Raw genomic sequence first — 13,595 nt, forward strand, 5'->3', positions numbered from 1 at the left:
TCACACCTGATAATTGACTTTGCGCTCGACGGCGCGGAATTGCAGGAAGGTGAAGAGCACGGCGATCGCCATCAGGATCACCGACTGGGCGGCCGACGAGCCTAGATCGAGCTGGCGAAAACCGTCCTGATAGACCTTGTAGACCAGCGTGTTGGTGCTGCCGGCGGGTCCGCCGTGGGTCACCGTGTCGATGATGCCGAAGGTCTCGAACAGGCCGTAGACGAAGTTCATGACGATCAGGAAGAAAATCGTCGGCGCCGCCATGGGCAGCGTCACCGTGAAAAAGCGGCGGACCGGACGGGCGCCGTCGATCGCGGCCGCCTCCATCACCGACGCCGGCACCGCCAGAAACGCGGCGACGAGGAAGATGTAATCGTAGCAGACATGTTTCCAGACCGCCGCGACCGAGACCAGCAGCAGCGCGTCGAACGGCCGGCGGTTCGGGTCCCAGGCGAAACCGATCTCATGCAGCATCTGGGCGAGCGGGCCGACGGTCGGGTTGAACAGGAAGGCCCAGAGCACGCCCGATATCGCCGGGGCGATGGCGTAGGGCAGAAGGATGACGCCCTTGTAGATCGCCCTGCCGCGCATGACGTTTTCGGTTGCGAAAGCCAATAACCCGGCGATGACGAGCGCGGCGACGCATTGCACCACCGTGAACCACAGCGTGAGGATGGCGCTGTCGCGGTATTCGGGGCTTGAAAACAGGGTGGTGAAATTCTCAAAGCCGACGAAGATCATCGTGCCGCCGAACGGATCCACCTGCACGAAGGCAAGCGACAGCGCCTTCCAGGTGGGGATGAAAAAGAAGAAGAGCAGGATCAGCAGCTGCGGCGCGAGCAGGCCCGCCGCCAGCCAGGGCCGCCGGAAGTGCGAGGCCTTGAGCCCCGCCTCCGACGTCCCAGCCAGGGAGCTCAGGCTCCGCCGCAAGAGTAACCGAGGGCGTGTCGCCACGCCCTCGTTCCTCATCATGATGGCATCACTTGCCCGCATGGAGCTTCTCGTACTGGCGCAGGATTTCGTTGCCGCGCTTGACGGAACTATCCAGTGCTTCCTGCGGGGTCTTCTTGCCGGTCCAGACGGCCTGGATTTCCTCGATCAGGATGGCGGTCGACTGGTTGTGGTTGCCGAAACGGAAGCCGCGGGAATTATCCGTCGGCTCGCCACGTGACAGCTGCTCGATGGCGATTTCGCGGGTCGGATGATCCTTGAAATAGCCATCGGTCTTCATCTTCTCGTAGGCGGCATTGGTGACCGGAACGTAGCCGGTCGCCTTGCTCCACCATTCCTGGGTTGCCGGCTGGGCGACGAAGTTGAAGAAGGCGGCGACGCCGGCCTGAACCTCTTCCGACTTGCCCTTGACCGCCCAGAGCGATGCGCCACCGATCGTACCGTTCTTGACGTCCGCACCTTCCTCGTGCGGCATGACCGCGGCGCTCCACTTGAACTTCGCGTCCGCTTCGACGCCGGAATGGCTGGCGGTAGAGTTGATGATCGTGGCGCAGGTGCCTGACGTGAAGAGGCTGATCGGAGCGACGCCCTGGCCGGCGATCTTCAGCACGCTGTCATCGACCCACTTCTTGAGACGGGTAACCTGGCCGACGACGCCGGTCTTGTTGTAGACGAATTCGGTATCGAGGCCGGCATAACCGTTAGCCTTGGTGGCGAAGGGGTAGTTGTTGATCGCTGAATAGTTCTCGATCAGGCTCCACTGGAAATCGCCCGGCAGCGCCATCGGGCAATCGGTGATCTTCTTTTCATTCAGCGCATAAAGCTGCTTTTCGAGACCTTGCCAGGTGTCGGAGGGCGCATCGAAGCCGGCGGCCTTGAAGGCATCGGCATTGTACCAGAGAATCGGCGTCGACGAGTTGAAGGGAAGCGCCGCCGGCTTGCCGTTGACGATATAGAAGCCGGCGACCGGCTTGACGAAATCGTTCCAGTCGATCTTGTAGCCTTGCTTCGCCATCAGCTGGTCGACAGGGATGACCGCACCGGAGTTCAGCATGGTCATGAAGCCGCGCTCGGCAGACTGAAGGATAGCCGGCTGCTGATTGACGCGGTATGCGGCGACCATGGCCGCCATGGTCTCTTCGTAATTGCCCTTGAACGTGCCGACGACCTCGTACTTGTCCTGGGACTTGTTGAAGTCGGAGATCAGCTGCTGGACGGTATCGCCGAGCTTGCCGGAGATCGCATACCACCATTCGATCTTGACCCGGTCGGCAGCAGTTGCTCCGGTCGCGCCCATCAAAAGTGCGCTTGCGGCAAGAAGGCCGGTGATCGATTTCATATATGTCGAAGCCATGTTTCGATCCCTGATAATCCGGTCTTTCGCACGACCCGCCCTGTTTCGGTTCTGGCCATCTCCATCAGTCTGGGTTAGCCATGACATGGATGGGTAAGTTACATGTGTTACGCGCATGTGACATATGATACTTCAAAGGGCAGGGACAATGGAATATCGTGAGCTGATGGTGCGGGCCGCGTGGCTCTATCACGTGGAAAGCCTTACCCAGCAGCAGATCGCCGAGCGGATGAATATCACCCGCCGGCGCGTCAACGAGATCCTCTCGGAGGCGCTGGAAGCAGGCGTCGTCAGGATCAGCTTCGATTCCGTGCTGGCGGAAAGCGTCGAGCTGGAGGCGAAATTGCGCAAGCGATTCGGCCTGCAGGATGCGGTCGTGGTGCCGACACCGACGGATCCGGCGCTTCTGCATTCGGTGCTCGGACGCGGGGCCGCCGGCTTTCTCGGCCGGCTGATCCAGACGCAGAAACCCGCATCGATCGGCGTCGGCTGGGGCTCGACGCTGCGCGAGACGATCCAGCACATCCCCTCGCTCAACGAGCCGCAGATCAAGGTGCGGTCGATGATGGGGGGGCTGACGCAGGGCTCCGAGATCAATACGTTCGAGATCGTCCGCGGCTTCGCGCAGGTGCTGAACGCCCAGTCCCGCTATTTCGTGGCGCCGATCTATGCCGAGAGCCCGGAATCGCGCGATGCGATCATCTCCCAGGCGGTGTTCCAGAGGACGTTCAAGCAGATCTGCGAGGTGGACGTTGCTTACCTCAGCGTCGGCGACGTGTCGCAGCAGTCGCTGCAGGTGCGCTACGGCCTGCCGGAAGGCATGACCGAGCAGATCCTCAGAAAAGCCGGGGCGGTGGGCGACCTGATGGGCCGTTATCTCGACGCCTCCGGCAAGGAAATCGATCATCCGTTGAACCGCCAGGTGCTGGCCCCCGAAATGGAAGATTTTCGCCGCATCGGCTGCCGCATCGTTGCATCAGGCGGACCGCACAAGCACAAGATCCTGCAGGCTGTGGCGCAGAACGGGCTGATCAACGTGCTGATCACAGATGCCGACAGCGCCAAGGCGATGCTGGCGGCGAAATAACCGTCAGATATTGCGGCGCTTGCCCTCCAGGAGGTCGATGATCGAGTTTGCGGCATCGAGGACGTTGGTGCCGGGGCCGAAGACGGCGGCGACGCCGTGGTCCATCAGGTAGTCGTAATCCTGCCGAGGCACGACGCCGCCGACCACGACGATGACGTTTTCGGCGCCTTTTGCCTTCAACGCTTCGACGAGCTGGGGCGCAAGCGTCCGGTGACCGGCGGCGAGCGACGACATGCCAACCACCTGGACGTTTTGCCTGACCGCGAGGTCGGCCGCCTCCTCCGGCGTCTGGAACAGCGGGCCGGCGAGAACCTCGAAACCAATGTCGCCAAAGGCCGAGGCGATCACCTTGGCACCGCGGTCATGGCCGTCCTGGCCGAGCTTGGCGACCATGATCTTCGGCCTGCTGCCAAGCGTTTGAGCATAGCTGCCAAGCCGCGAGACGATCGTCTTGTATTCCGGGTCGTCCTCGTAGGCGGGCCCGTAGATATCGCTGACCACTTCCGGCACGGCGGTGTGGTCGCCGAAGGCTTGGCGCATCGCGTCAGAGATTTCACCGACGGTGGCGCGGGCGCGGGCCGCCTCGATCGCCACTTCCAGCAGGTTTCCCTCGCCGCTTTCCGCGGCCTCCTCCAGGACCGCGAGCGCCGCCGCCACGCGCTTCGGATCGCGCTGCCGGCGCACTTCCTCCAGGCGCTTGATCTGGCCTTTGCGGACCGCGGTATTGTCGATCGCCAGGATGTCGATCTCGTCCTCGTTTTCCAGCCGGTATTTATTGACGCCGACGATGATTTCTTCGCCGCGGTCGACGGCGGCCTGGCGGCGGGTGGCGGCTTCCTCGATCAGCCTCTTCGGCAGGCCGTCGGCGACCGCCTTGGTCATCCCACCCATCGCCTCGACCTCCTCGATCAGCGCCCAGGCCTTTTCCGCCAGCTCGTTGGTGAGGCTCTCGACATAATAGGAGCCGGCCAGCGGATCGACGACCTTCGTCACGCCGGTTTCGTGGCTGAGGATCAGCTGGGTGTTGCGGGCGATGCGGGCGGAAAAATCGGTCGGCAGGGCCATCGCTTCGTCGAGAGCGTTGGTGTGCAGCGACTGGGTGCCGCCAAGCACCGCCGACAGCGCTTCATAGGCGGTGCGGATGACGTTATTGTAGGGATCCTGTTCCTGAAGCGACACTCCTGACGTCTGGCAGTGGGTGCGCAGCATCAGCGACGACGCCTTCTGCGGCTTGAACTCCTCCATGATCCGCGACCACAGAAGCCGGGCGGCGCGCAGCTTGGCCGCCTCCATGAAGAAGTTCATGCCGATCGCGAAGAAGAAGGAAAGACGGCCGGCGAACTCGTCGACGCTGAGGCCCTTGGCAAGTGCTGCGCGGACATATTCGCGCCCGTCAGCCAGCGTGAAGGCGAGCTCCTGGACGAGCGTCGCGCCCGCTTCCTGCATATGGTAGCCGGATATCGAAATCGAATTGAACTTCGGCATTTCCTTTGCCGTATATTCGATGATGTCGGCGACGATCCGCATCGAGGGCTCGGGCGGATAGATATAGGTGTTGCGGACCATGAACTCCTTCAAAATGTCGTTCTGGATCGTCCCGGAAAGTTCGGCCCGCGAACAGCCCTGCTCCTCGCCGGCGACGATGAAGGAGGCGAGGATCGGGATGACCGCGCCGTTCATGGTCATGGAAACGGACATATCCTTCAAGGGAATGCCGTCGAACAGAATCTTCATGTCCTCGACGCTGTCGATCGCCACGCCCGCCTTGCCGACATCGCTCTCGACCCGCGGGTGGTCGCTGTCGTAGCCGCGGTGGGTGGCGAGGTCGAAGGCGACGGACAGGCCTTTCTGCCCGCCGGCGAGATTGCGGCGGTAGAAGGCGTTCGATGCTTCGGCGGTCGAAAAACCGGCATATTGGCGGATCGTCCAGGGCCGGCCGGCATACATGGTGGCGCGCGGGCCGCGTACGAACGGCTTCATGCCCGGCAGCGAATCGAGATGCTCGATGCCGGCCAGGTCGTCGGCCGTATAGAGCGGCTTGATGTCTATTCCTTCGGGCGTATGCCAGACAAGGGTTTCCGGCGAAGCCTTCAGCTCCTTTTCGGCCAGAGATTCCCAATCCTTGACGGTCTTTGCGGCTTTCACGGTCTTCTCGGCCATCACTCGAACTCCATGATCAACTCGTCGACCGCCAGGCTTTGGCCCTGGCTCGCGGCAACGTGCTTGACGATGCCCCTGCGCTCGGCTTTCAGCACGTTTTCCATCTTCATCGCCTCGACGGTCGCGAGCGTCTGGCCGGCTTCGACTGCGTCGCCGGCTTTCACCGACACGGAGGTGATGACGCCGGGCATGGGGCAGAGCAGCATCTTCGAGGTGTCCGGCGGCAGTTTTTTCGGCATCAGGCGGGCAAGTTCGGCGACGCGGGGCGAACGGACGCGGGCGGTGACGTCCATGCCGCGCCAGCGCAACCGCACTGCGGAGCCGATGAGGTTGACCTTGACCCCCATCGTCTCGCCGCCGACATGGAAGCGGGCATGGCTCTGGCCCGGCAGCCAGCCGCTGGCGACGGAAAGCTGCGTTCCATCGGCAAAGCGGACGCTGGCGCCGTCAGGCCCGGTCTCGAGCGTCACGGCCTCTTCGAAGCCGGCCAGCGTCACCACCCAGTCCTTGCCGATCACCCGACGATGATTGCCGATCGTGCCGGAAATCTGGACCGCCCGCTCCTGCAGGACCTGATGAACCAGGACGGCGATGGCGGCGAGCTTCCTCGCGGCCGCCTCGTCGGGATGCACGCCTGAAAAACCTTCCGGGAACTCCTCGGCGATGAAGGCCGTGGTGATCTTTCCGGAGCGAAAACGGTCGTGATCCATAACGGCCGAGAGGAAGGGCAGATTGTGGCCGATGCCGTCAACCTCGAAATCGTCGAGCGCCTTGCCCATCGCGTCGATCGCCGTCAGACGATCAGGCGCCCAGGTGCAGAGTTTTGCGATCATCGGGTCGTAATACATGGAGATCTCGCCGCCCTCGAAGACGCCGGTGTCGTTGCGGACCACGGTGCCGTCGCCCTGCCGGCCTTCCGCCGGCGGACGGTAGCGGCTCAGCCGACCGATCGACGGCAGGAAGTTGCGGTAGGGATCCTCGGCATAAAGCCGGCTTTCGATCGCCCAGCCATTCAGCTCGACGTCGTCCTGACCGAACGACAGCTTTTCGCCTGACGCAACGCGGATCATCTGTTCGACAAGATCGATGCCGGTGACGAGCTCGGTGACCGGGTGCTCCACCTGCAAGCGGGTGTTCATCTCGAGGAAATAGAAATTTCTGGCGCCGTCGACGATGAACTCCACCGTACCGGCCGAGAAATAACCGACCGCTTTCGCGAGGGCGACCGCCTGCTCGCCCATGGCCCGCCGGGTTTCGGCGTCGAGGAAGGGCGACGGGGCCTCCTCGATGACCTTCTGGTTGCGGCGTTGGATCGAGCATTCGCGCTCGCCGAGATAGAGCGTGGTGCCGTTTTGATCGCCGAGCACCTGGATTTCGATGTGGCGCGGCTGGTCGACGAACTTTTCGATGAAGATGCGGTCGTCGCCGAAGGAATTCTTCGCCTCGTTGCGGGAGGACTGGAAACCTTCGCGCGCCTCGGCATCATTCCAGGCAATCCGCATGCCCTTGCCGCCGCCGCCGGCGGACGCCTTGATCATTACCGGGTAACCGATCGAGGCGGAAATCCTCACCGCCTCCTCGGCATCCTCGATCAGGCCCATATGGCCGGGAACGGTGGAGACGCCGGCTTCTGCCGCGATCTTCTTGGAGGTAATCTTGTCGCCCATCGCCTGGATGGCTTTCACCGGCGGACCGATGAAAACGACGCCCGCCTTTTCCAGCGCCTGCGCGAAAGCGGCATTTTCCGAAAGGAAGCCATAACCCGGATGCACCGCATCCGCGCCGGTCGCCCGGATCGCCTCCAGGATCTTGTCGATGACGATATAGGACTGGGAAGACGGTGCCGGGCCGATATGAACACCCTCGTCCGCCATCCGTACATGCAGCGCTTCGGCATCCGCGTCCGAATAGACCGCCACCGTCTTTATGCCCATCTTGCGGGCCGTCCTGATGACCCGGCAGGCGATCTCGCCGCGATTGGCGACGAGGATTTTCTTGAGCGCCGGCATCAGACCTCCATGACGTCGTCGAAGGATTCGGGGAACGTTCTGCGGGCGACCTTTTCGTCGATCCTGAGAAGCGCGTCGTAGGAGGTCGGGTCGAAGTCGCTCTCGGCCGGAACGACCTCGCGGCCGAACAGAAGGTTGAGCCGGCCGGCATCGAGATTGCCCCGCTCGAACGGCTCAGAACCGAAATGGTGCCACAGCGCATGCAGGAAGGCGGCATCCACCTTGTGTTCGATCGTGCCCGGACGGGCGAGGCGCTGCAGCTGCTTCAGCGGCGTCGCCCCCTTTTCGTTTGACCGCCGGATCGTGAAATGATGCCCGTGGCCCGGCATGCCGGAAGGGAAACCCCTGTGTTTCGTCATGTCGGGCGGTCTGGGCATGCTGCTCTCCTTGCGGTCGTTCTTCAAGCCTTGGCGAGCTTGTCCTGCGTCTTCGTCTCGAAATCGGAAGCGTCGTGGCGTTCGTGAAGCTGTTCGGACGGATCGCCGTTCACCCGGTTCACCATGCGGCCACGCTTGACGGCCGGCCGTTCGGCGATCTCGGCTGTCCAGCGCTGGACGTTCTTGTAGCTCTGGACGTCAAGGAAGGTGCCGGCCTCACCATAGGCCTTGCCTTGCGCCAGGTTGCCGTACCAGGGCCAGATGGCGATATCGGCGATCGAATATTCGGAGCCTGCCATATACCGGTTCTCGGCAAGATGCCGGTCCAGAACATCGAGCTGGCGCTTCACCTCCATCGAGAATCGGTCGATGGCATATTTGATATAGACCGGCGCATAGGCATAGAAATGGCCGAAGCCGCCGCCGAGATAGGGCGCCGAGGCCATCTGCCAGAACAGCCAGTTCATCGTTTCGGTGCGTGCCTTGTGGTCCTTGGGCAGGAAGGCGTCGTCAAACTTGTTTGCGAGATAGAGAAGGATCGCGCCGCTTTCGAAAACGCGGGTCGGCTCGGGAGTGGAACGGTCCAGCAGGGCCGGGATCTTCGAATTCGGATTGACGTCGACGAAACCGGAACCGAACTGGTCGCCGTCGCCGATCTTGATGAGCCAGGCATCGTATTCGGCGCCCTTGTGGCCGGCGGCCAGCAATTCTTCCAGCATGATGCCGATCTTCACGCCGTTCGGCGTCGCCAGCGAATAGAGCTGCAGGGGATGCTTGCCTACCGGCAGCTCCCTCTCATGTGTCGGACCGGCGATCGGCCGGTTGATATTGGCGAACTGGCCGCCGTTTCCCTGTTCCCAGGTCCAGATCTTCGGGAGCTCGTAGCCCGCTGGAAAATTCTCGGCGGGGGATTTGTCGGTCATGAAATCTTCCTTCCATTCAGGTGGCGCGCCCAAGGGTTTTAGCGGGGCGACACCTATATAGAGAGCGGCCAGCCGAATTTCCGCTGGTCACAGCGGGATCGTGTCGTGTTTCTTCCAATGCGTCGTCACCTGCTTGTGGCGCAGAGAGGCGAAGGCGCGAGCGATGCGGCGGCGCGACGAATGCGGCATGATCACCTCGTCGATGAAACCGCGCTCGGCCGCCACGAACGGATTGGCGAAACGCTCTTCGTATTCCTTCGTCCGCGCCGCGATCTTCTCCGGGTCGCCGAGTTCCGAGCGGTAGAGGATCTCGGTCGCTCCCTTGGCGCCCATCACGGCGATTTCGGCCGTCGGCCAGGCATAGTTGAAGTCGGCGCCGATATGTTTCGAGGCCATGACGTCATAGGCGCCGCCATAGGCCTTTCGCGTGATCAGCGTGACCATGGGGACGGTCGCTTCAGAATAGGCGAACAGCAGTTTTGCACCGTGCTTGATGACGCCGCCATATTCCTGGGCCACGCCCGGAAGGAAACCCGGCACGTCCACCAGGGTCAGGATCGGGATCGAGAAAGCGTCGCAGAAACGCACGAAACGGGCGGCCTTGCGGGAACTGTCGATATCGAGGCAGCCGGCCAGCACCATCGGCTGGTTGGCGACGACGCCGACCGTCTGGCCTTCGAGACGGATGAAGCCGGTGATGATGTTTCTCGCATAGGCTTCCTGGATCTCGAAGAAATCGCCCTCGTCGGCGATCGCATAGATCAGCTCCTTCATGTCGTAGGGTTTTGCGGCGCTGTCCGGAATCAGGCTGTCGAGGCGGTTCTCGACGCGGGCCGGATCGTCATGGAAGGGGCGGACGGGCGGCTTTTCGCGGTTGTTGAGCGGCAGGAAATCAAAGAGCTGGCGGACGGCTTCGAGCGCCTCGATGTCATTCTCGAAGGCGGCATCGGCGACCGAGGATTTTTTCGTGTGGGTGCCGGCGCCGCCGAGTTCCTCGGCCGTGACGATCTCGTTGGTCACGGTCTTGACCACGTCGGGACCGGTGACGAACATGTAGGAACTGTCGCGCACCATGAAGATGAAGTCGGTCATGGCCGGCGAATAGACCGCACCGCCGGCGCAGGGCCCCATGATGACGGAGATCTGCGGTACGACGCCGGAGGCCTCCGCATTGCGGCGAAAAACCTCCGCGTAGCCGGCGAGCGAGGCGACGCCTTCCTGGATGCGGGCGCCGCCGGAATCGTTCAGGCCGATCACCGGGGCACCGACGCGCACGGCCATATCCATGATCTTGCAGATTTTTTGCGCATGCGTTTCCGACAGCGAGCCGCCGAGAACCGTAAAGTCCTGGGAGAAGACATAGACCTGCCGGCCGTTGATCGTGCCCCAGCCGGTGACGACGCCGTCGCCCGCGACCTTCTGCTCGGCCATGCCGAAATCCACCGCGCGGTGGGTGACGTACATGTCGAACTCCTCGAAGGAGCCCTCGTCCAGCAGCACCTCGATGCGCTCGCGGGCCGTCAGCTTGCCCTTGGCATGCTGTGCCTCGATACGCTTCTTGCCACCGCCGAGCCTTGCCTCCGCCCGGCGTTTCTCGACCTCACCCAGAACTGCTCGCATGTTTGCTCCCGGTATTCCCTTGGGCATTACTTAGCGTCTCGCGGGCCTACGGGAAACCGTGGAACGCGCATCTATACGAATTGATAAGAGCGCCGGCCGGAAAATGCAAAACGGCCTGAAACCACATGACCGCGCCTAGAGCGTGGTTTCTCCCGAATCCGCCTTGATGATGTTGATGAATGCCTCGGCCGTCCAGGACAGCGGCGCGCCGGGCATCGAGATTATCCCGTATTCGGAGACCTTGTCGGGCAGGAAAGGCCGCATGGCGATCGCATCGCTGCGGAAGAACTCGGCTATCAGCGAGGGCACGATGGCGATGCCGAGCCCTTGGGCTGCGCAAGCGCAGGCGGTCTCGACCGAATGGACTTCCAGGCTGCAGCGGTAGCTCGGCACCATGCGGCGCAGTTCGTGCTCCAGTTCGTTGCGGTTGACGCGCTGCCGGCCGAGCAGGATCAGGTCGTTGCGGGCAAGATCGTTGACGTCGATGGCCTGCTTGGCGGCCAGCGGGTGGCCGACCGGCATGACGCAGGTGGTGCCGCTGGTGAAAAGCGGGCGGGTGTCGAAGGAATGTTCCTCCGGCGGCAGGCGGACGAAACCGAGATCGGCGACGCGGCCGCGCACCATGCGTTCGATCGCATCATAGGGACCGCTCAGGATCTCCACCGTCACCCGCGGATGATCGGCCTTGAAGCGGGCGAGGATCGGCGGCAGCATCGTGGTCGCGAGGCTGTGCGGGAAGGCGACGCGGATCAGCGCCTCACCGAAGGCACCCGAACGGACGTCGCTGACCTTGACGCGCAGCCGGGCGACGCTCTGGGCGACGTCATCCACCTCGTCGACCAGGAGATGCGCTTCCGGCCGCGGGATGAGGCGCCCCTTGTCGCGCAGGAAAAGCTCGCGGCCGATCTCTTCCTCCAGCGATGCGAGCTGACGGCTGATCGCCGACTGCGACAGGCCGAGCTGGGCCGCCGCCGCTATGGTGGAGCCGGTATCCATGATCGTCTTGAAGATTTCGAGCTGCTTGAAATTCATGCCGCGATCCTACGGAAGGCGGCGGCGAACACAAGCAAAGACATCGAACAGGGTTCCGCGCACAAAACGCATAGGACCATGCATTCCGCGCATAATATTGCGCATCCCGCGCCGCCCGCTATCGTCGACCCCAACAACGAGAAAAAAGGGAACGTCTTCATGAGAATTCTCTGTCCCTTCGGGACGAAGGGTAAGCAGGAGCGCACGCTATGACGGTTTTCGTCATCCGCCGCTTCCTGCAAAGCATCGCCGTCCTCTGCGTCACCGCGGTTATCGTCTTCATCGGTATCTATGCGATCGGCGATCCGGCTGAAATGCTGATCTCGCCGGATGCAAGCCCGGCGGAACGCGCTCAGGTCGTCGCCTCGCTCGGGCTCGACAAGCCACTCTGGGAACAGTTCTTCACTTTCGCGTGGAACGCGCTGCACGGCGACCTCGGCCGCTCCTTCGTCTTCAACCGTCCGTCCATCAGCCTGATCTTCGAACGCCTGCCGGCGACGCTGGAGCTGACGCTGACCGGCCTCGTCTTCGCGCTCCTGCTCGGCATCCCGCTCGGCCTCCTGTCCGGCTTGAAGCCGAACACCGCCACCGACGAAGTGATCATGACCGGCTCGATCTTCGGCTTCTCGCTGCCGAGCTTCTGGCAGGGCATGATGCTGATCATGATCTTTTCCGTCTGGCTCGGCTGGCTGCCGTCCACCGGGCGCGGCCAGATGGGCGAATTTCTGGGGCTCCGTTCCAGCCTGTTCACGCTCGACGGCCTCACTCACCTGATCCTGCCGGCGATCAACCTGTCGCTGTTCAAGCTTTCGCTGGTGATCCGCCTCACCCGCACCGGCGTGCGCGAGACGATGCCGCTCGATTTCGTGAAATTCGCGCGCGCCAAGGGCATTTCCGAGCGTCGCATCGTCTTCGTGCACGTGTTCAAGAACATCCTGATCCCGCTGATCACCGTGATCGGCCTGGAGCTCGGCAGCATGCTCGCCTTCGCGGTGGTGACGGAGACGATCTTCGCCTGGCCAGGGATTGGCAAGCTGCTGATCGACAGCATCATGCGGCTCGACCGGCCTGTCGTGGTCGCCTACCTGCTGGTCATTGTCAGCCTGTTCATCTTCATCAATTTCGTCGTCGACGTGCTCTATTCGCTGGTCGATCCCCGCGTCCGGCTCGGAGGCGCCCAATGACCGCCCGCGCTCTTTTCGCCGAAGACATGCTGCTCGGCCGCCTGGTCACCGGCATCGGCCGCAGCCCCAAGGCGGTCGTTGCCGCCGTCGTCTGCATCATCCTGCTGTTTGCCGCGGTCATCGGCCCCTATCTGACACCCCAGAACCCGTTCGATCTCGCGGTGCTGGACATCCTCGATTCCAAGCTGCCGCCCGGCTCGCAGAGCATGGACGGCATGAACTACTGGCTCGGCACCGACGGCCAGGGCCGCGACATGTTTTCGGCGATGATCTACGGCCTGCGCACCAGCCTCGGCGTCGGCGTATTCTCCGGCATCGTCGCGCTTCTGGTCGGCACGGTGCTCGGCCTGATCGCCGCCTATTTCGGCGGGCGTATCGACACGCTGATCATGCGCGTCGTCGACCTGATGCTCGGCTTTCCGACCATCCTCGTGGCGCTGATGCTGCTGGCGCTGCTGGGCCAGGGGCTCTGGAAGGTGATCTTCGCGCTGATCCTGGTGCAATGGGCCACATTTGCCCGCGCCGTCAGAAGTGCTGCGCTTGTCGAGAAGAACAAGGACTATGTCGAGGCCGCGGTGACGCTCGGCATCGGCACGCCGCGTATCCTGATCGGCCATATCCTGCCGAACTGTCTGCCGCCGCTGATCGTCATCGGCATGCTGCAGGTGGCTAACGCCATTTCGGCGGAGGCGACGCTCTCCTTCCTCGGCATCGGCCTGCCGATCACCGAACCGTCGCTCGGGCTGCTGATCGCCAATGGCTACCAGCTGCTGATGTCCGGCGAATACTGGATCAGCGTCTATCCGGGCGTGCTGCTGCTCGTGCTGGTGTTTTCGATCAACATCGTCGGAGACCGGCTGCGCGAAGTCCTCAATCCCCGACTTGGTGAAAGGTGAGC

The 13,595-nt window shown here is 62.8% G+C and carries 11 protein-coding genes; 3 read left to right on the forward strand and 8 right to left on the reverse strand.

All coding sequences use genetic code 11. The features are described 5' to 3' along the window. On the reverse strand, window positions 1-972 hold the full coding sequence (locus C5L10_RS06115; RefSeq protein ID WP_172716928.1) for an ABC transporter permease subunit: 972 nt from the start codon (window positions 970-972) through the stop codon (window positions 1-3). A 7-nt stretch (window positions 973-979) separates the two neighbouring features. Beyond that, window positions 980-2,290, reverse strand: coding sequence for an extracellular solute-binding protein (locus C5L10_RS06120; protein WP_245447940.1), 1,311 nt, complete (start codon window positions 2,288-2,290; stop codon window positions 980-982). Between the two features lie 163 nt (window positions 2,291-2,453). Here C5L10_RS06120 and C5L10_RS06125 point away from each other — a divergent pair, with 163 nt between their 5' ends. Then, a complete protein-coding gene (locus tag C5L10_RS06125) occupies window positions 2,454-3,392 on the forward strand; it encodes a sugar-binding transcriptional regulator (RefSeq protein ID WP_105428909.1) in 939 nt (312 codons plus the stop codon). Window positions 3,393-3,395: 3 nt separating this feature from the next. On the opposite strand, the gene scpA is transcribed toward C5L10_RS06125, so the two are convergent. The 6 genes from scpA to C5L10_RS06155 form a co-directional block, all read right to left on the reverse strand. Further along, window positions 3,396-5,537, reverse strand: a complete 2,142-nt coding sequence (gene scpA, locus C5L10_RS06130) for a methylmalonyl-CoA mutase (RefSeq protein ID WP_105428971.1) — start codon at window positions 5,535-5,537, stop codon at window positions 3,396-3,398. A 14-nt stretch (window positions 5,538-5,551) separates the two neighbouring features. Next, window positions 5,552-7,561, reverse strand: a complete 2,010-nt coding sequence (locus C5L10_RS06135; protein ID WP_105428910.1) for an acetyl/propionyl/methylcrotonyl-CoA carboxylase subunit alpha — start codon at window positions 7,559-7,561, stop codon at window positions 5,552-5,554. Further along, window positions 7,561-7,938 (reverse strand): hypothetical protein, encoded by a 378-nt coding sequence (locus C5L10_RS06140; RefSeq protein WP_046669440.1) that lies wholly within the window; start codon window positions 7,936-7,938, stop codon window positions 7,561-7,563. Before C5L10_RS06140 ends, C5L10_RS06135 begins: the two co-directional genes overlap by 1 nt. 23 nt (window positions 7,939-7,961) lie before the next feature. Next, a complete protein-coding gene (gene yghU / locus C5L10_RS06145; RefSeq protein ID WP_046641217.1) occupies window positions 7,962-8,861 on the reverse strand; it encodes a glutathione-dependent disulfide-bond oxidoreductase in 900 nt (299 codons plus the stop codon). Window positions 8,862-8,948: 87 nt separating this feature from the next. Beyond that, window positions 8,949-10,481 carry an acyl-CoA carboxylase subunit beta gene (locus tag C5L10_RS06150; RefSeq protein WP_105428911.1) on the reverse strand — a complete coding sequence of 511 codons (1,533 nt, stop codon included), beginning with the start codon at window positions 10,479-10,481 and terminating at the stop codon, window positions 8,949-8,951. A 135-nt stretch (window positions 10,482-10,616) separates the two neighbouring features. After that, on the reverse strand, window positions 10,617-11,513 hold the full coding sequence (locus tag C5L10_RS06155) for a LysR family transcriptional regulator (RefSeq protein ID WP_105428912.1): 897 nt from the start codon (window positions 11,511-11,513) through the stop codon (window positions 10,617-10,619). Window positions 11,514-11,722: 209 nt separating this feature from the next. On the opposite strand from C5L10_RS06155, the gene C5L10_RS06160 reads away from it, so the two are divergent. Both C5L10_RS06160 and C5L10_RS06165 read left to right on the forward strand, forming a co-directional pair. Next, on the forward strand, window positions 11,723-12,697 hold the full coding sequence (locus C5L10_RS06160) for an ABC transporter permease (RefSeq protein ID WP_046638255.1): 975 nt from the start codon (window positions 11,723-11,725) through the stop codon (window positions 12,695-12,697). Next, window positions 12,694-13,593 carry an ABC transporter permease gene (locus C5L10_RS06165; RefSeq protein ID WP_037086447.1) on the forward strand — a complete coding sequence of 300 codons (900 nt, stop codon included), beginning with the start codon at window positions 12,694-12,696 and terminating at the stop codon, window positions 13,591-13,593. Before C5L10_RS06160 ends, C5L10_RS06165 begins: the two co-directional genes overlap by 4 nt. Window positions 13,594-13,595: the final 2 nt, after the last annotated feature.

The sequence above is a fragment of the Neorhizobium sp. T6_25 genome (genome assembly GCF_002968555.1).
Lineage (GTDB): Bacteria > Pseudomonadota > Alphaproteobacteria > Rhizobiales > Rhizobiaceae > Neorhizobium.

Excerpts from the sequence above, each read along its gene's own strand:
- C5L10_RS06165 (WP_037086447.1), top strand. The coding sequence starts at position 12,694 with ATGACCGCCCGCGCTCTTTTCGCCGAAGACATGCTGCTCGGCCGCCTG.
- C5L10_RS06135 (WP_105428910.1), bottom strand. The coding sequence starts at position 7,561 with ATGCCGGCGCTCAAGAAAATCCTCGTCGCCAATCGCGGCGAGATCGCC.
- C5L10_RS06155 (WP_105428912.1), bottom strand. The coding sequence starts at position 11,513 with ATGAATTTCAAGCAGCTCGAAATCTTCAAGACGATCATGGATACCGGC.
- yghU (WP_046641217.1), bottom strand. The coding sequence starts at position 8,861 with ATGACCGACAAATCCCCCGCCGAGAATTTTCCAGCGGGCTACGAGCTC.
- C5L10_RS06120 (WP_245447940.1), bottom strand. The coding sequence starts at position 2,290 with ATGAAATCGATCACCGGCCTTCTTGCCGCAAGCGCACTTTTGATGGGC.
- C5L10_RS06160 (WP_046638255.1), top strand. The coding sequence starts at position 11,723 with ATGACGGTTTTCGTCATCCGCCGCTTCCTGCAAAGCATCGCCGTCCTC.
- C5L10_RS06115 (WP_172716928.1), bottom strand. The coding sequence starts at position 972 with ATGATGAGGAACGAGGGCGTGGCGACACGCCCTCGGTTACTCTTGCGG.
- C5L10_RS06140 (WP_046669440.1), bottom strand. The coding sequence starts at position 7,938 with ATGCCCAGACCGCCCGACATGACGAAACACAGGGGTTTCCCTTCCGGC.
- C5L10_RS06150 (WP_105428911.1), bottom strand. The coding sequence starts at position 10,481 with ATGCGAGCAGTTCTGGGTGAGGTCGAGAAACGCCGGGCGGAGGCAAGG.
- C5L10_RS06125 (WP_105428909.1), top strand. The coding sequence starts at position 2,454 with ATGGAATATCGTGAGCTGATGGTGCGGGCCGCGTGGCTCTATCACGTG.